This is a genomic window from Flavobacterium sp. (assembly GCF_041911335.1).
Lineage (GTDB): Bacteria > Bacteroidota > Bacteroidia > Flavobacteriales > Flavobacteriaceae > Flavobacterium.
This window is the reverse complement of sequence record NZ_JAYRPD010000015.1, coordinates 19,076-36,664: the sequence shown is the minus strand read 5'-3', so window position 1 is coordinate 36,664 and position 17,589 is coordinate 19,076. Positions and strand designations below refer to the sequence as shown.

Below are 17,589 nucleotides of genomic sequence, written 5' to 3'. Positions count from 1 at the left end.
ATTGTAAAAAAAGCTGAAAAACCACCAGAAAAAAACATTTTTTCAACAGATAATTTTATCAATCAAACAAAATTAAGCATATAAACAAAGGGATACAGAAGTTTTTTTTCTATTTTTGAAAAACTTTCGGATAGTAGTGTTGGTAAATTTGAGTATAGAAATTTAAAAACCAACCCTATGATTACAAAACACCAATTAACACTAGATTTTCCAGAATTTGAAGCAAAAATTCATGATTTAAAAGTAAATGATAATCACTTCAAAAATTTATTTGACAAATATGATGAATTAGATCATGAAATATATAGAATTGAAACTGATTCAGATCCAGCTTCTGATGATGCATTAAACAGCCTTAGAATAGAAAGAGTTAGAATAAAAGATGAAATTTATCAGTTCTTACTAAACAATTAAATAAAAAGCCACAATTAAATTGTGGCTTTTTATTTAGCTATTCTAAAACTCGATTTATTTGAACAAAGCGTCTTTTATAATAAGGTTCCTCCGTAGATGAAATTATAACTCCAGCCTGCACTGAGGAATGAATAAATTTAATTTCATCGCCGTTAATTTCGGTAATCATTCCCACGTGATTGATACTTCCTCTACCATTGGTTGTAAAGAAAATTAAATCGCCTTTTTGAGCCTGGCTCCTATCAATTTTATAACCCGCACCAACTGCCATTGAGCTTGAAGAACGAGGCAAAGTCATATCAATATGTTTAAAAGTAGAAAACATTAAACCGGAACAATCAAAACCAGCACTCGTAGTTCCGCCACCTCTATATCTAGTTCCAATGTGTTGCGAAGCTTTCGCAATTAAGAATTCGGCTTTAGACATATTTTCTGGAGAAAGCTCTTCAACATCTTTAGGACTACTTACAATCTCATTTTGATGTTTTGCTAATTCTCCATCTCCTTTTTTAATTACAACTTCATATCCGATTGGTAAATTAGCAATAATTTCAGGATTCATTTCTTCTAAATCCTTCACACTAACTTTATACTTTTTTGAAAGTCTATATAAAGTTTCGCCTTTGGCTACGGTGTGTACCTTATTTCCTAATTCATCCGTACATAAATTAGCATCCATGTTCGTTGGATTGGATACTTCAGCAACTACTGTTTTTGTTTCTTTAGGCTTATTTTCTTTAGGAGTTTCTTTTTCTTTTGGAGCTTCTTTTACTTTTTTTGCAGAAACAACTATTTTATCTCCAATTTGTATCGACTCAGGCTTGATATCTGGATTTAATTCTTTTAATTTTTCTAAACTGATATCGTACTTTTTAGCAATCTTATATAGTGATTCACCCGATTCAACTATATGAGTTTCTGTAGCATTCTTAGATGAAGAAACTTCTTTATTACTCTTTGATTTTGATTTTCTGTTGGGAATTAACAAAACAGTTTTTAACTGTAGTAAAGTACCTTTCGATTTTGGATTTAATTCATAAATATCAGATTCCCTAACATCATACTTTTTTGCAATGGAATAAATGGATTCACCCGAAACCACTGTATGTTTAATTGTCTTTTGAGAAAAAACAACACCACTACTGAAGAAAAGAAAAAAAGTTATAGTTTGGAATAATTTCATTTAGAATTAATTTAGATGAATTGTAGCTAATTGATGGTCGCAAGATAAAAAAAACTCCCTTTAAAAAGGGAGTTTTAACATTATTTTAAATTTAAATTACGCTTTTCCTGCTGCAATTAAGTTCAAAGCAGAACCTGCCACAAACCATCCAATTTGACTTTCATTATAAGTGTGATTCGCTAAAATTATATCTTTAGAACCATCAGCATGAACAAATTCTAAAGTTAATGGTTTGCCTGGTGCAAATTCTGTCAAATCTAAGAAGTTAATTGTATCGTCTTCTTGAATTTTATCATAATCTGATTCATTTGCAAACGTTAAGGCCAACATTCCTTGTTTTTTTAAATTCGTTTCATGAATACGAGCAAATGATTTTACTAAAACCGCTTTTACACCTAAGAAACGTGGTTCCATAGCTGCGTGCTCACGTGAAGAACCTTCTCCGTAATTATGGTCACCAACAACAATGGAAGGAATTCCTGCTGCTTTGTAAGCTCTTTGTACTTTTGGTACTTCATCATAAACTCCTGTCAATTGATTTTTAACTGAATTTGCTTTTCCATTGAATGCATTTTCTGCACCAATTAACATGTTATTCGAAATATTATCCAAATGTCCTCGGAAACGCAACCATGGACCAGCCATCGAAATATGATCTGTCGTACATTTTCCGAACGCTTTGATTAACAATTTGGCACCTGTAATATTTTTACCATCCCAAGCCTCAAAAGGGGCTAATAGCTGTAATCGGTCTGAAGTTGGAGAAACCACAACTTCTACGCTAGAACCATCAGCTGCTGGCGCTTGAAATCCTGGATCTTTTACATCAAAACCTTTAGTTGGTAATTCATCTCCGAAAGGCGGATTCAATTTTATCGATTCTCCTTTATCATTTATCAATGTATCCGTTATCGGATTAAAATCTAAACGACCCGAAATTGCTAAAGCCGCTACCATTTCAGGAGAAGTTACAAAAGCATGCGTATTTGGGTTTCCATCTGCTCTTTTTGAAAAGTTTCGGTTGAACGAATGCACGATGGTGTTTTTTTCTTGTTTATCTGCTCCTTCTCTATCCCATTGTCCAATACATGGTCCGCAAGCATTAGTAAACACTTTGGTTCCCATTTTTTCGAAATCGGCAATGATTCCATCTCTTTCAATCGTGTAACGAATTTGTTCCGAACCCGGATTGATTCCAAATTCTGCTTTAGGCGAAATTCCGTGAGCTACGGCTTGCCTTACAATTGAAGCAGCACGTGACATATCTTCGTAAGAAGAATTAGTACACGAACCGATTAATCCCCATTCTACTTTTATTGGCCAACCGTTAGCTTCGGCTTCTGCTTTCATTTTGGAAACTGGCGTTCCTCTATCTGGAGTGAAAGGCCCGTTGATATGCGGTTCTAATTCTGAAAGGTTGATTTCTATTAATTGATCGAAATAGTTTTCTGGATTCGCATAAACTTCGGCATCAGCTGTTAAATATGAAGCTGCTTTGTCTGCAGCATTTACAACATCCTGACGACCAGTTGCCGCTAAATATCTTCTCATAGAATCGTCGTAACCAAAAGTTGAAGTTGTAGCTCCAATTTCAGCTCCCATATTACAAATGGTTCCTTTTCCAGTACAAGACATTGCTTCTGCTCCTTCTCCAAAATATTCAACGATAGCACCAGTTCCTCCTTTTACAGTTAAGATATCAGCTACTTTTAGAATTACGTCTTTAGGTGAAGTCCAACCGTTTAATTTACCCGTTAGTTTTACTCCGATTAATTTTGGAAATTTTAATTCCCAAGACATGCCTGACATTACATCAACTGCATCTGCTCCACCAACACCAATGGCTAACATTCCTAAACCACCTGCATTTACGGTATGAGAATCAGTTCCAATCATCAGTCCTCCAGGAAAAGCGTAGTTTTCTAAAACGATTTGGTGAATAATTCCTGAACCGGGTTTCCAAAAACCAATTCCATACTTGTTTGACACTGATGATAAGAAATCGAAAACTTCTTTTGATTGTTTATTTGCCAACTCTAAGTCTTGTTTGGCACCATTTTTTGCTAAAATTAAGTGGTCACAGTGAACCGTTGTTGGAACCGCTACTTTACTCTTTCCTGCATGCATGAATTGCAATAATGCCATTTGTGCTGTTGCATCTTGACAAGCCACTCTATCGGGAGCAAAATCAACATAATCTTTACCTCTTGCGAAAGCTTGCGTTGGCATTCCTTCCCAAAGATGCGAATACAAAATTTTCTCAGACAAAGTCAATGGACGCCCAACTATATCACGAGCTTTATCTACTCGTTCTGCCATGGTGGCGTATACTTTTTCAATCATTTCAATATCAAATGCCATAGTAATTTATTTTGTTTGTTATTTAATCCCACTAATTTACAAAAAATTGAACAGATAAAAACAAAAAAGCCCAAGTAAAACTTGAGCTTTTCATTTTGATATTATAGGTTTAATTATCCTACTAACAATTTATGCGATGGAGCAAACTTAGTTAAGTTGATTCCTTCTACAGCTTTTTTATATTCTTCAATTGAAGGTGTTCTTCCTAAAATTGTTGACAATACTACAACTGGAGTAGATGATAATAAAGATTCACCTTTTTTCTCTGCAGAATCTTCTACTACACGACCTTGGAATAAACGTGTTGACGTTGCCATTACTGTATCTCCTTTAGAAGCTTTTTCTTGGTTCCCCATACAAAGGTTACAGCCTGGACGCTCTAAGTACAACATGTTTTCATATTCTGTACGCGCAACTGCTTTTGGTGCATTATCATCAAATTCGAAACCAGAATATTTTTGTAATACTTCCCAATCACCTTCTGCTTTTAATTCGTCAACGATGTTGTATGTTGGAGGAGCCACTACTAGAGGTGCTTTAAATTCTACTTTCCCTTGTTGTTTTTCGATATTTTTCAACATCTGAGCTAAGATTTTCATATCTCCTTTGTGAACCATACAAGAACCGATGAATCCTAAATCTACTTTTTTATCTCCTCCGTAGAAAGAAAGCGGACGAATTGTGTCGTGAGTATAACGTTTTGAAACGTCTTTATTATTTACATCTGGGTCGGCAATCATAGGCTCAGCAATTTGATCTAAATCAACCACTACTTCAGCGTAGTATTTTGCATTAGCATCTGGACGTAAAGCTGGTTTTTCACCTGAACGGATTTCCGCAATACGTTTGTTTGCCTTATCAATTAATCCTTGAAGCACACGGTTTTTGTTGTCCATGCCTTTATCAATCATGATTTGGATTCTACCTTTTGCAATTTCTAATGATTCGATTAACGTTTCATCTTCAGAAATACAAATAGATGCTTTTGCTTTCATTTCGGCAGTCCAATCGGTGAATGTAAACGCTTGGTCAGCAGTTAAAGTTCCAATATGAACTTCAATAATTCTTCCTTGGAAAACGTTTTCACCACCAAATTGGTGTAACATTTGCGCTTGTGTAGCATGAACTACATCGCGGAAGTCCATATAATCTGGCATGCTTCCTTTGAAAGTTACTTTTACCGATTGTGGAATTGGCATTGAAGCTTCTCCAGTTGCTAAGGCTAGAGCCACAGTTCCTGAATCTGCACCAAAAGCAACACCCTTAGACATACGAGTATGAGAATCTCCACCAATAATGATAGCCCATTCATCAACTGTAATATCATTTAATACTTTGTGAATTACGTCGGTCATTGGATGATAAACACCTTTTGGATCACGTGCTGTAATCAATCCGAAATCATTCATGAACTGCATTAATTTCGGGATGTTGGCTTGTGCTTTTTTATCCCAAACAGATGCTGTATGACAACCTGATTGGTAAGCTGCATCAACAATTGGAGAAATTACAGTAGCTGCCATTGATTCTAATTCTTGAGCGGTCATTAAACCTGTAGTATCTTGCGAACCTACGATATTTACTGTTACACGAACATCAGAACCAGCATGCAACACTTGTTTTGAAATGGTTCCAACTGCATTTTTGTTGAAGATTTTCTCAACCGCAGTTAATCCTTGACCTTCATTGTGAATCTCTTTTGACGGAGCATATACAAGTGGCGCATCAATTCCTAAAGTTTTAGCAGCAAAAGTTTGTAGTTTTTTACCAAAAACAATAGCGTAAGAACCACCTGCTTTGATAAATTCCATTTTTTGTGGTGTGAATGATCTTGAAATATCAATCAATTCTTTATCACCATTGTATAATTTTTTAGTTTTTGTATTGATAGTTAAAACTGTTCCAGTTGCAACTGAATATACTTGTTCTAAAATTGGCTCTCCATTTTCATCGCGAACTAATTCACCATTAGCATCTGTTTTTTTAACCCAGTTTTTTAAATCGATTCCGATACCACCAGTTACGTCAACTGTAGTAAGGAAAATTGGAGAAATTCCGTTTGTTCCACCTACGATTGGAGCGAAATTTACGAAAGGCACATAAGGACTTGCTTGTTTTCCTGTCCAAAGTGCTACGTTATTTACACCTGACATACGAGAAGAACCTACACCCATCGTGCCTTTTTCAGCAATTAACATTACCGATTTATCTGGATGTTGCGCTTGTAAGGCTTTAATTTCTTCTTGCGCTTGAGGTGTAATCATACATTTTCCGTGTAATTCACGGTCAGAACGCGAGTGCGCTTGATTCCCTGGAGATAATAAGTCGGTTGAAATATCACCTTCTCCAGCGATGAAAGTTACTACTTTAATTTCTTCAGCAACTTCTGGAAGTTTTGTAAAGAATTCCGCTTTTGCATAGCTTTCTAAAATGTCTTTTGCTACTGCATTTCCATTTTCATATGCTACTTTTAAACGATCCATATCGGCATCGTATAAGTAAACCTGTGTTTTTAAAACTTCAGCCGCTTGTTTCGCAATTGCCTCATCGTTTCCTAAAGCTAAATCCAACAATACTAAAATTGATGGACCACCTTTCATGTGTGATAACAATTCAAAAGCAAAAGTTGGAGTGATTTCAGCTACTGCTTCTTGACCTAAAATTATTTCTTTTAAAAATTTGGCTTTTGCACCCGCAGCAGGAGTTGTTCCTGGCAATGTATTATAGATAAAAAACTTCAAACAATCTTGTCTATTTGCGTTGTTTGTATCTTTGATTTGAGCAATGATTTCGTTTAATAAATCAGCACTATCAATTGGTTTTGGATGCAAACCTTGACCTTTTCTTTCTTCGATTTCTTTAATGTATTCGTTATAAAGATTCATTTCAGTAGCTAATGCCATACTATAAAATAAGTTAATTAGTGTTTGTTGTATATTTTGGTGGCACAAATTTAATAAATCTTAATCAGATTTAAAAATTTTTAATAAAAGGCCTAATTAAAAGAATTATTATTTATAAAGATTCTATTTTAGTATTTATTTTTCAATAAAAATGATTAAAACAAGAATATATTGAATAATTCGTAATTTAAAATCAAAGTTTTATCAAATTATCAAAAAACGATATTCATTTTTAAAATAGTGTCAAAATGAAGTGATAAAATTATCTTTTATCTCTCCAATTCATGATTGGTTTTTCATAGAATCGATATAAAAGATACGATGATAATAAAGTGATAAAAAGATAAACCAAAGTAAATAAATGACGCTCGAAATCTAACATTTGAGAAGTATCAAAATAAGTTTTTAAGAGTAATAAAATTATGCTGTAATGAAGTAAATAAATAGAATATGAAATTTTACTAATTAATTCTATAGGATATAAAATTGGATTCGTAAATGTTTTCCAATTTGAGAAAAAAGGCAACAAAAATGCGAAAGCGATTGAAGTAATTGGCAAATACAAAACGTTCCAAAAAAACGAATTTTGTTCGATTGTTAAATCCAGAGGAAGAATTCCGAACATTAAAAAGAATAGAATTCCAAATCCTATAAAAGCAAAAATAGTTTTTGACTTTTTCCAAAACTCACTAAAATTTAATGAAATCCAAGCAAATAAAACTCCGATCAAAATTGCATCAATTCTATAAATCAAAACCGATTTTAAATTTAAATTCCATTCTGTTAAATTCGAAATTGCATGTTGGGAATGATAGTAAAATTTATTCATCCAGAAAACTAGAATCAAAGCTACAATTACCAATAAAAACGCTTTTGATTTGTTTTTTACATTAACTAATCCAACAAAAAACAATGAAAATGGTAATAGTAAATAAGTAAATTCTTCAATAGACAAACTCCATGATTCCGGAAAAAAAGCAGGTGATTTTGAAGCAAAATTTTGTAAAAACACAAAGTAAATTCCGATATTTTCAATTGAAAAACCAAGAAAAAAAGCGATTCCAATGTTGATTAATAACACCAAATAATAATTAGGTAATGTTCGAAACCAACGTCTCTTTAAGAAATGAAAAACTGATTTTAAAGTAAAACTTTCGTTTACAAAAGTTTTGTATAAAATGGAACCTATCAAAAATCCGCTTAAAACAAAGAAAAGTTCAACTCCCCAAAATCCAAAAAGTTCAAATAATGTTGGGATAAACGCATTACTTTTTGGATAAATCCAAAGGATATGCGAGCAAACTACCATGATAATAGCCATAGCTCTCAAGACATCTAAACCAAAGATTCTTTGTTTTATATTAGGTTCCAAATTTGTTTATTGATTTACTAAAGTAATAAAAAAAGCTGTTTAAAACAGCTTTTTAATAATATCGTCTTCCGAAATTCCTTCGGCGTCTGCTTTATAATTTTTTACGATTCTGTGTCGAAGTATCCCAACAGCTACTGCTTTTACATCTTCAATATCTGGAGAAAATTTTCCATTGAAAGCGGCATTAGTTTTAGCTGCTAAAATTAAGTTTTGAGAAGCACGAGGACCTGCACCCCAATCAATATACGTCTTGACAAACTCATTAGATAACGGATTATCGGGACGCGTTTTACTTACTAACGAAACGGCGTATTCGATTACATTATCAGCTACGGGTAACTTACGAATTACATTCTGAAAATCGATAATTTCTTGAGCTGTAAATAAAGCATTTACCACAGGTTTAAAATCGGATGTTGTTGCTTTAACCACATTCACTTCTTCTTCAAAACTTGGGTAATCTAACTTAACTGCAAACATAAAGCGGTCTAATTGCGCTTCAGGCAATGGATATGTTCCTTCTTGCTCAATAGGGTTTTGTGTAGCTAAAACAAAATAAGGTAAATCTAATTTATAATGATGACCCGCCACAGTAACCGCTCTTTCTTGCATAGCTTCTAAAAGGGCAGCTTGTGTTTTTGGTGGCGTTCTATTAATCTCATCAGCCAAAATAATATTAGAAAATATTGGTCCTTTAATAAATTTAAACTTACGATTTTCATCTAAAATTTCACTTCCTAAAATATCAGAAGGCATTAAATCGGGCGTAAACTGAATACGCTTAAAATTCAAACCTAAAGCTTGAGAAATAGTATTTACCATTAAAGTCTTTGCTAAACCTGGAACACCAACTAACAAAGCATGACCTCCAGAAAAAATACTCATCACAATTTGATGAACTACTTCGTCTTGACCAACAATTACTTTTGCAATTTCTTGTTTAAGTGCTTTTTGTTTTTGAACTAATTCCTGAATGGCTGCTACGTCTGACATATTGAATTTAGAATTTAGAATTCGGAAAATTGATCTTAATTATTAAACCTCTAAAATAATAAAAAACCCTCTGAAAACTCAAAGGGTTAGTCAATTTATTTTTTTAACCAATTATTAGTAAAGTTGCAATCTTTATAATCATCTGAAATCTTAATGTAAGTTTCTTTGATTTTTTCTTCACTCCATTTTGCAATTACTTTAATTTGCTTATCTCTAAGAGCTAATTCTTTAATTTTTAAATAATCTTTAGAAAAATCAGCAGTATGTTCTTCTGTTCTATTGTTTACTGTAATGATTTTATAAAATTTGGCACCTCCTCCTTTTTCTTCATCTAAAATTGGTAAAGAAACATCACCATCTTTTAAAGAAGAAACCTGAGCATACAATGTAGGATCCATTTTTGTTAATTCAAAACGAGGCTCCATGGTTCTTGGGTTTAATAATACCCCACCATTATTTTTAGTTTCTTTTTCATCTGAAGATGATTTAGCAGCATCTGCAAATGTAATTTCTTTGTTTAATACTTTTGTTCGAATAGCTTCAATTTTAGCTTTAGCATCTTTCATTGCTTGAGTTGAAACTTTAGGAGACATCAAAATGTGTCGTAACTCTACTTCTTGACCTTTAATTTTTTCTACCATAATAATATGATATCCAAATTCTGTTTCAAATGGTTCCGAAATTTCTCCTTCAGCTAGGCTAAACGCAACTTCTTTGAATTCTTTAACAAATCCAGTTTTTCTATTAATTTTATAAAAACCTCCATTTGAACTTGACCCTGGATCTTCTGAAAACAAAACAGCTTTACTAAAAAAACTAGAACCATTTAGTACATCTTGACGAATTTCATTCAATTTATCAACAATTCTTTTCTTTTCATCTTCTGTAATAACTGGTTTAATTACTATTTGAGCTACTTCCATTTCCGCTCCAAAAGTTGGAATTTCATCAGCTGGAATTCCTTTAAAGAAATTTCTAACTTCTTCAGGAGTAATGGTAACTTCATCTACAATTTTCTTTTGCATCTGAGAAGTCAGCTTATTCATTTTGATAATTTCAAAGAAATAAGATTTAAACTCTTCTAAATTTTTTTTCTTATAAAACTTAACTACTTTTTCTAACGAACCTACTTGCTCAACCATAGCGTCAAGTTGTTCATTCATGTAGCTGTTAACTTCTGCATCTGTAACTACAATACTATCCTGAATAGCGTGGTGTGCATATAATTTATCTTCTAATTGTTTACCAAATAATTCACAACGTGTGATATTTTTGGTATCAATTCCTTGTGCTCTTAATTGAATTAATTCTAAATCAATATCGGAATCCAATACTACATAATCTCCTACAACTCCTATTACCCCATCCACTTTTTCTCGTTTTGTCTGTGCAAAAACGGTGGTTGATACTAAAATGAAAAGGGAAAAAAGGAATTTTTTATTTATAAATTTCATACTTATTGTCTTTGATAGCGTCATTGGTAATCTCTTTTTCTATTGTATTAATTAATTCTAACTTTCTATTATTTATTATAATTTGTTCTATTGTTGGTTTTAAAAACTCTAATGGTGTTGGACTGTCTTTTGGCAATACTTTATTTACCTTAACCAACCAAACCGTTGTAGAATCTGGATATTGAAAATTTATTCCACTAGAGATATATTTTTGCTTATTCTCTAAATTAATAAAAGGAATTTTTTCATAAACCTGATTAATATCCACCCAGATAGAATCATTAAAAGCATAACTTTTGAACTGAACTGCCATTTGTTCTAACTCCTTTCTATCTTTTTTGGTAAAGGAACTAAACTTTGATTTAATTTTCGCAAATTTTGGATTTTCTTTAACTAAATTGATATAACGCAACTTAACTAACTCCGATGAATTCTTGAAATACTGCTTATTTTTATTGTAATATGCTACAATTTGATCTTCAGTTACTACTGTGTCAATTTGTCTGATAACCAGATTCTCAAGATATGCTTTTGTATACAAATCTACTTTGTATTGTTCAATTAACGTATTGAATTCCTCAACTTGGTCTTTACCAATGTTCTTCTCAGCAGCTTCGAACAATAATTTCTGAGTAGCCCATCGGTCAATAAATGATTTAACAATAGCAATACTATCTTCTTTAGAAGTTCCTTTTGGAACCAAATTTAAAATATCAGATTCATATAAATAACTTTTACCCACACGAGCTATTGCTTTTGGTTCTCTAGGCGCTTTGAAATAATCACAAGAAGAAACCAATAGTGCAAGTAACATTATTTGAATCCAATACTTCATTCTAGTTATTCAATTGATTTTTTACTTTAGAAAACACCTCTTTATTAATGTTGATAGTAAATTCTTTTTTCAATTCATCCACCCAGTGATTCTCTAAATATTGTTGGTAATCACTAATTACTTTTCCTTTACACTCTGAAAGTTCTTTTGCTCCAGCAGGTTTTTCATCTGTTACATTTACCACAAAATAATACTTGTCTTTTGAAACAATAGAAGTTACACCTTTAGATAAACCATTAAATTGAGGCAATACATCATAATCTTCCTCATACATTCCTGATTTAGACATAACGTTGATTTTTCCGTCTTTGTTTAATTGCTCTTTAATGTACTCTAGTGATTTTCCTTTTTTCAAAAACTTTTGTGCTTTCTCAATAACTTTCACATCAGTAGATGACAAAATATCAACACTGTATCTTTTTTTCCATTGGTAATTTTTGATGTTATTTTTAAAAAAATCATTCAATCCAATGGTATCATTTTTTGCACGATTCCAAATTTCTTTTTCCATCAAATCAAAAAGCAATAAACCATCACGATATTCATCCATTACATTTTTGAATTCAGGAAATTCATTTTCTAAATTATCGTTGTAGTATGCAATCATTTGTTCGTCTACAAATTTTTCAAACAACTCATCAACCAATTTTGAAACCGGTTTTGTTTTAATATTTGATTTCTGTTTTGACGCAATAAAATCTAAAAAGATTGCACCAGTAACTTTCTTGTCTTTATTGATTGTTAAAACAACACCATTTAATTCTTTTGCTTTTTCAGGCACAACCCAAGTTTGAGAATAAAATTCATCATTTACTGTTCCTTTAATTTTAGCAATTAACTTAGCATCTTTCGTAAACGAATATTTAGATCTCACTTTTTTAGCTAACGAATTTGTAATTAATAACGAACGTTCATCGCGTTTAATTTTATCCTCTAGTTCAGCTTTCATTTCATCGTATGAACGAACAGGATGTTTTTCGATTAACTTCACAATATGCCAACCAAACTGCGATTCGAAAGGAGCTGAAATCTGATTAGGTGTTTTTAAATCAAAAGCAACATTTTCAAACTCTTCTGAACTCAATTGTCCCGAACCGAATCTTTGTAATACACCACCTTTTGGTGCTGACGACTTATCTTCTGAAAATTGTTGTGCTAAACTTTCAAAACTCTCTCCTTGTTGAATTTTTTTATAAATATCATTAATAGTAGCTAAAGCTTTTTCTTGTTGAGCAGCTTCACCTTGTTTCAATATCATAATATGAGCAACGGAAACTTCTCCTCTATTGACTCTTTTATCCACAACCTTAACTATATGGTAGCCAAAACGAGTACGAAACGGCTTGGATGCTTGTCCAACGTTAGTTTTATAAGCTGCATTTTCAAAAGGATATACCATTCTGAAAGCAGAAAAATAACCTAAATCACCATTATTTTCTTTTACTGAAGGATCCTCTGAAAATTGCTGAGCTACTTTCACAAAATCTTCACCAGCATCTAGTCTTCTTTTAATGTCTATAATTTTATTGTACGCTTTAAGTGTATCTTCTGCAGAAGCACCTTCGTCTACTAATACTAAAATGTGAGAAGCTCTTACTTCCTGTTGCATTCTATCATAAGCTTCACGAACTAGTTCATTCGTTACTTTGGAATCGTTCAAGTAGTTTTTAGATAATTGATTGCGATATGACTTCAATTCGTTTTGATAGTTCGTACCATTTTGCAAACCTAATTTATTGGCTTTTTCAACTTTTAATTTGTATCCAACAAATAAATCCAAATATTTCTCTAAATCCTTTTGAGAATCATCTTTTACTAAATCTAAATTTTTATTGTACACCCTAATGAACTCATCCGTATAATAGGGATGGTTATCAATAGAAAATAAAATTTCCTTGGTTTGTGCTAATAAAAAATAAGGTGCTATTAAAAAAACAAAAATAAGTAAGCGACTAATTTTCATAATTATTTATACATTTTAAGTTGTAATCGACAAAAATAACAATTCGAGACTATTCCACAACATTTATAATCGACTATTAACAGAAAATTCTTCAAAAAAACTTACTTTTGCACAAAATTTTGAATAATGAGTTTTATAGAAGAAATAGCAAGAAGACGAACTTTTGGAATTATCTCCCATCCCGATGCTGGTAAAACAACTTTAACTGAGAAATTATTGTTATTTGGAGGGGCAATTCAAGAGGCTGGAGCTGTAAAAAGTAACAAAATTAAAAAAGGAGCTACTTCCGATTTCATGGAGATTGAAAGACAAAGAGGAATTTCGGTAGCGACTTCTGTCTTAGCTTTTAATTATAAAGACAAAAAAATCAACATTTTAGATACGCCAGGTCACAAAGACTTTGCTGAAGATACTTTCAGAACTTTAACTGCCGTTGATAGTGTTATCGTAGTAATCGACGTAGCAAAAGGGGTTGAGGAACAAACCGAAAAATTAGTAGAAGTTTGTAGAATGCGAAACATTCCAATGATTGTTTTCATTAACAAATTAGACCGTGAAGGTAAAGACGCCTTCGATTTGATGGATGAAGTGGAGAAAAAACTAAAACTTCGTGTAACTCCTTTGAGTTTTCCAATAGGAATGGGATATGATTTTCAAGGAATTTATAACATTTGGGAAAAGAACATCAATCTTTTTGAAGGTGATAGTCGAAAAAACATTGAAGAAACAATTGCTTTTAACGACATCAACAGTCCTGAATTAGAAGGAATTATTGGTGAAAAACCAGCTAATCGATTAAGAGAAGAATTAGAACTAATCGATGAAGTATATCCACCATTTGATAGAGAAGAATATTTAGCAGGTGATTTACAACCCGTTTTCTTTGGTTCGGCTTTGAATAATTTTGGAGTTCGTGAATTATTAGATTGTTTTATTGAAATTGCACCAACACCAAGAGCAAAAGAATCGGATACAAGATTAGTACAACCTGATGAAACGAAATTCAGTGGATTTGTGTTTAAAATTCACGCAAATATGGACCCAAAACACCGCGACCGTTTGGCGTTCATCAAAATTGTATCGGGAACATTTGAAAAAAACAAACCGTATTTACATGTTAGACTTGGAAAAAACATGAAATTCTCAAGTCCGAATGCGTTTTTTGCGGAGAAAAAAGAAATTGTTGATATTTCTTATCCAGGCGATATCGTGGGATTACATGATACTGGAAACTTTAAAATTGGCGATACACTAACCGAAGGAGAACAAATGAACTTCCAAGGAATTCCAAGTTTCTCACCAGAACATTTTAGATACATCAACAACGCTGACCCTTTAAAATCAAAACAATTAGAAAAAGGAATCGACCAATTAATGGATGAAGGAGTAGCACAGTTATTTACCTTAGAAATGAATGGTAGAAAAGTAATTGGAACGGTAGGAGCACTTCAATACGAAGTAATTCAATACCGTTTAGAGCATGAATATGGTGCAAAATGTACGTATGAAAACTTCCCTGCTTTTAAAGCTTGTTGGGTAAAACCTCAGGATCCTAAAAACGTAGAATTTGCTGAATTCAAACGTGTGAAACAAAAATTCTTAGGTCATGACAAGTACGGACAATTGGTTTTCTTAGCTGATAGTGACTTTTCTATTCAGATGACCCAACAAAAATATCCAACAGTAGAATTATTTTTTACTTCGGATTATCAGAAGCGATAAAAAAGATAAGCCATTTCGATTGAAATGGCTTATCTTTTTTATCTATTTCGCTTCTGCTCTCTTGCTAACAAGGTGTTTTTTAATAACATTGCAATTGTCATAGGTCCAACTCCGCCCGGAACTGGTGTAATATAAGAGGCTTTTTTAGACACGTTTTCGTAATCAACGTCACCTACAATTCTGTATCCCTTTTCAGCAGTTTCGTCTTCTACTCTTGTGATTCCTACGTCGATAACCACAACATCGTCTTTTACCATTTCGGCTTTTAGGAAATTTGGAACTCCTAATGCTGAAATAATAATATCCGCTTGAGACGTAATTTGGTTGATATTTTTTGAATGACTGTGAGTAACCGTTACTGTTGAATTCCCAGGAAATCCTTTTCTTCCCATCAAAATTCCCATAGGACGACCTACAATGTGACTTCTTCCAATAACTACAGTGTGTTTACCATCGGTTGGTACATTATAACGTTCTAATAATTCTAAAATTCCAAAAGGTGTAGCTGGAATAAAAGTTGACATATCCAACGCCATTTTTCCAAAATTTTCGGGATGGAAACCATCTACATCTTTACTTGGATCAATAGCTTCAATGATTTTTTGAGTATCAATTTGTTTTGGCAAAGGCAACTGAACAATGAATCCGTCGATATCGTCATTTTCATTTAATTCTTTGATTTTTTTCAACAATTCCGTTTCCGAAGTCGTGCTTGGCATTTTAATCAAAGTCGATTCAAATCCTACTCGCTCGCACGATTTTACTTTGCTTCCTACATAGGTTAAACTCGCTCCGTCATTCCCAACGATAATAGCTGCTAAATGAGGTACTTTTTCACCTTTGGCTTTCATTTGTGTTACCTCAGCCGCGATCTCATTTTTAATATCTTCCGATACTTTTTTTCCGTCTAATAATTGCATTTTGTTGTGTTGTTTGTTGTGTTTATGCTATAAAAAAGACGCGATGAATCGCGCCTCTACTTATTATCTCATACCTTTCATTCCGCCCATGGCTTTCATCAGGTTTTTACCTGCGCCACCTTGCATCATTTTCATCATTTTACTCATTTGGTCGAATTGTTTCATTAATTGGTTCACTTCTTCAATTTTTCTACCCGAACCTTTCGCAATTCTCGTTTTACGTTTTACATCAATAATAGATGGTTTGCTTCTTTCTGCAGGTGTCATCGAGTGAATAATGGCTTCAATATGTTTGAAAGCATCGTCTTGAATTTCTACATCTTTTAACGCTTTTCCAGCCCCAGGAATCATTCCAACAAGGTCTTTCATGTTCCCCATTTTCTTTATTTGTTGGATTTGCGCTAAGAAATCATCAAAACCAAATTCGTTTTTAGCGATTTTCTTCTGTAATTTTCTTGCTTCTTCTTCGTCGTATTGCTCTTGTGCTCTTTCTACTAAGGAAACAACGTCTCCCATTCCCAAGATTCTATCCGCCATACGATTTGGATAAAACACGTCGATAGCTTCCATTTTTTCACCAGTACCGATGAATTTAATTGGTTTATTTACTACCGATTTAATCGAAATAGCAGCTCCACCACGCGTATCACCATCTAACTTCGTTAAGATAACTCCATCAAAATTCAATCTATCGTTGAACGCTTTTGCAGTATTTACCGCATCTTGTCCCGTCATGGCATCTACCACAAATAACGTTTCTTGTGGTTGAATCGCTTTGTGAACATTAGCGATTTCGTTCATCATTTCTTCATCCACAGCCAAACGACCAGCGGTATCGATGATAACTACGTTGAAACCATTTGCTTTTGCATGCTTAATAGCGTTTTGAGCAATTTCAACAGGATTTTTATTTTCTGGTTCTGAATACACTTCAACCCCAATTTGTCCACCCACTACGTGCAACTGATTAATAGCTGCAGGACGATAGATATCACAAGCTACCAATAAAGGCTTTTTGTTCTTTTTAGTTTTTAAAAAGTTGGCTAATTTTCCAGAAAAAGTAGTTTTACCAGAACCTTGTAAACCCGACATTAAAATCACTGAAGGATTTCCAGAAAGATTAATTCCAGCGGCATCACCACCCATTAATTCGGTTAATTCGTCTTTAACGATTTTAACCATTAATTGTCCTGGTTGTAATGTAGTTAATACGTTTTCACCAATTGCTTTTTCTTTTACTCTTGTGGTAAAATCTTTAGCAATTTTAAAGTTTACGTCGGCATCTAATAAAGCTCTACGAACTTCTTTAAGAGTATCCGCAACGTTAACATCGGTAATTTTACCGTGTCCTTTTAATATATGAAATGCTTTATCTAACTTATCGCTTAAATTATCAAACATGATTCTGATTTTGTTTAATGAAGTGCAAAGATAAGATAAAGTTATAAAGTTGCAAAGTGAGTGAATGG

General features: G+C 33.0%; 12 protein-coding genes. 2 read left to right on the top strand and 10 right to left on the bottom strand.

The window, feature by feature from the left end; translation table 11 throughout:
• The first annotated feature begins 177 nt into the window (after positions 1 to 177).
• On the top strand, positions 178 to 414 hold the full coding sequence (locus tag ACE3PD_RS01670; protein ID WP_374398920.1) for a YdcH family protein: 237 nt from the start codon (positions 178 to 180) through the stop codon (positions 412 to 414).
• Positions 415 to 451: 37 nt separating this feature from the next.
• Here the strand turns inward: ACE3PD_RS01670 and ACE3PD_RS01665 are convergent, their stop codons facing one another.
• The 8 genes from ACE3PD_RS01665 to ACE3PD_RS01630 form a co-directional block, all read right to left on the bottom strand.
• Positions 452 to 1,597 (bottom strand): LysM peptidoglycan-binding domain-containing protein, encoded by a 1,146-nt coding sequence (locus ACE3PD_RS01665; protein ID WP_374398918.1) that lies wholly within the window; start codon positions 1,595 to 1,597, stop codon positions 452 to 454.
• Positions 1,598 to 1,693: 96 nt separating this feature from the next.
• A complete protein-coding gene (locus ACE3PD_RS01660) occupies positions 1,694 to 3,958 on the bottom strand; it encodes an aconitate hydratase (RefSeq protein WP_374398916.1) in 2,265 nt (754 codons plus the stop codon).
• Between the two features lie 113 nt (positions 3,959 to 4,071).
• Positions 4,072 to 6,843: a bifunctional aconitate hydratase 2/2-methylisocitrate dehydratase gene (locus ACE3PD_RS01655; RefSeq protein ID WP_374398922.1), complete on the bottom strand. Its 2,772-nt coding sequence runs from the start codon at positions 6,841 to 6,843 to the stop codon at positions 4,072 to 4,074.
• A 280-nt stretch (positions 6,844 to 7,123) separates the two neighbouring features.
• The gene (locus ACE3PD_RS01650; RefSeq protein ID WP_374398914.1) at positions 7,124 to 8,233 is read right to left on the bottom strand and encodes an acyltransferase family protein; all 1,110 of its coding nucleotides are present in this window, start codon (positions 8,231 to 8,233) and stop codon (positions 7,124 to 7,126) included.
• Positions 8,234 to 8,272: 39 nt separating this feature from the next.
• Positions 8,273 to 9,226: an AAA family ATPase gene (locus ACE3PD_RS01645; RefSeq protein WP_374398912.1), complete on the bottom strand. Its 954-nt coding sequence runs from the start codon at positions 9,224 to 9,226 to the stop codon at positions 8,273 to 8,275.
• Between the two features lie 95 nt (positions 9,227 to 9,321).
• Positions 9,322 to 10,680: a peptidylprolyl isomerase gene (locus tag ACE3PD_RS01640; RefSeq protein ID WP_374398910.1), complete on the bottom strand. Its 1,359-nt coding sequence runs from the start codon at positions 10,678 to 10,680 to the stop codon at positions 9,322 to 9,324.
• Positions 10,664 to 11,494: a hypothetical protein gene (locus ACE3PD_RS01635; RefSeq protein WP_374398908.1), complete on the bottom strand. Its 831-nt coding sequence runs from the start codon at positions 11,492 to 11,494 to the stop codon at positions 10,664 to 10,666. Before ACE3PD_RS01635 ends, ACE3PD_RS01640 begins: the two co-directional genes overlap by 17 nt.
• Positions 11,495 to 11,516: 22 nt before the next feature.
• Positions 11,517 to 13,478 carry a peptidylprolyl isomerase gene (locus tag ACE3PD_RS01630; protein WP_374398906.1) on the bottom strand — a complete coding sequence of 654 codons (1,962 nt, stop codon included), beginning with the start codon at positions 13,476 to 13,478 and terminating at the stop codon, positions 11,517 to 11,519.
• 126 nt (positions 13,479 to 13,604) lie between these two features.
• On the opposite strand from ACE3PD_RS01630, the gene ACE3PD_RS01625 reads away from it, so the two are divergent.
• Positions 13,605 to 15,200 carry a peptide chain release factor 3 gene (locus ACE3PD_RS01625; RefSeq protein WP_374398904.1) on the top strand — a complete coding sequence of 532 codons (1,596 nt, stop codon included), beginning with the start codon at positions 13,605 to 13,607 and terminating at the stop codon, positions 15,198 to 15,200.
• Between the two features lie 38 nt (positions 15,201 to 15,238).
• On the opposite strand, the gene ACE3PD_RS01620 is transcribed toward ACE3PD_RS01625, so the two are convergent.
• Complete coding sequence (locus ACE3PD_RS01620; RefSeq protein WP_374398902.1) at positions 15,239 to 16,120, bottom strand: bifunctional 5,10-methylenetetrahydrofolate dehydrogenase/5,10-methenyltetrahydrofolate cyclohydrolase; 882 nt, start codon at positions 16,118 to 16,120, stop codon at positions 15,239 to 15,241.
• Between the two features lie 63 nt (positions 16,121 to 16,183).
• Positions 16,184 to 17,521: a signal recognition particle protein gene (gene ffh / locus ACE3PD_RS01615; RefSeq protein ID WP_374398900.1), complete on the bottom strand. Its 1,338-nt coding sequence runs from the start codon at positions 17,519 to 17,521 to the stop codon at positions 16,184 to 16,186.
• Positions 17,522 to 17,589 lie beyond the last annotated feature (68 nt).

What these genes read in the sequence shown, in the direction of transcription:
- ACE3PD_RS01660 (WP_374398916.1), bottom strand. Translation starts at nt 3,958, where the DNA reads ATGGCATTTGATATTGAAATGATTGAAAAAGTATACGCCACCATGGCA.
- ACE3PD_RS01640 (WP_374398910.1), bottom strand. Translation starts at nt 10,680, where the DNA reads ATGAAATTTATAAATAAAAAATTCCTTTTTTCCCTTTTCATTTTAGTA.
- ACE3PD_RS01665 (WP_374398918.1), bottom strand. Translation starts at nt 1,597, where the DNA reads ATGAAATTATTCCAAACTATAACTTTTTTTCTTTTCTTCAGTAGTGGT.
- ACE3PD_RS01670 (WP_374398920.1), top strand. Translation starts at nt 178, where the DNA reads ATGATTACAAAACACCAATTAACACTAGATTTTCCAGAATTTGAAGCA.
- ACE3PD_RS01625 (WP_374398904.1), top strand. Translation starts at nt 13,605, where the DNA reads ATGAGTTTTATAGAAGAAATAGCAAGAAGACGAACTTTTGGAATTATC.
- ffh (WP_374398900.1), bottom strand. Translation starts at nt 17,521, where the DNA reads ATGTTTGATAATTTAAGCGATAAGTTAGATAAAGCATTTCATATATTA.
- ACE3PD_RS01645 (WP_374398912.1), bottom strand. Translation starts at nt 9,226, where the DNA reads ATGTCAGACGTAGCAGCCATTCAGGAATTAGTTCAAAAACAAAAAGCA.
- ACE3PD_RS01655 (WP_374398922.1), bottom strand. Translation starts at nt 6,843, where the DNA reads ATGAATCTTTATAACGAATACATTAAAGAAATCGAAGAAAGAAAAGGT.
- ACE3PD_RS01630 (WP_374398906.1), bottom strand. Translation starts at nt 13,478, where the DNA reads ATGAAAATTAGTCGCTTACTTATTTTTGTTTTTTTAATAGCACCTTAT.
- ACE3PD_RS01635 (WP_374398908.1), bottom strand. Translation starts at nt 11,494, where the DNA reads ATGTTACTTGCACTATTGGTTTCTTCTTGTGATTATTTCAAAGCGCCT.
- ACE3PD_RS01620 (WP_374398902.1), bottom strand. Translation starts at nt 16,120, where the DNA reads ATGCAATTATTAGACGGAAAAAAAGTATCGGAAGATATTAAAAATGAG.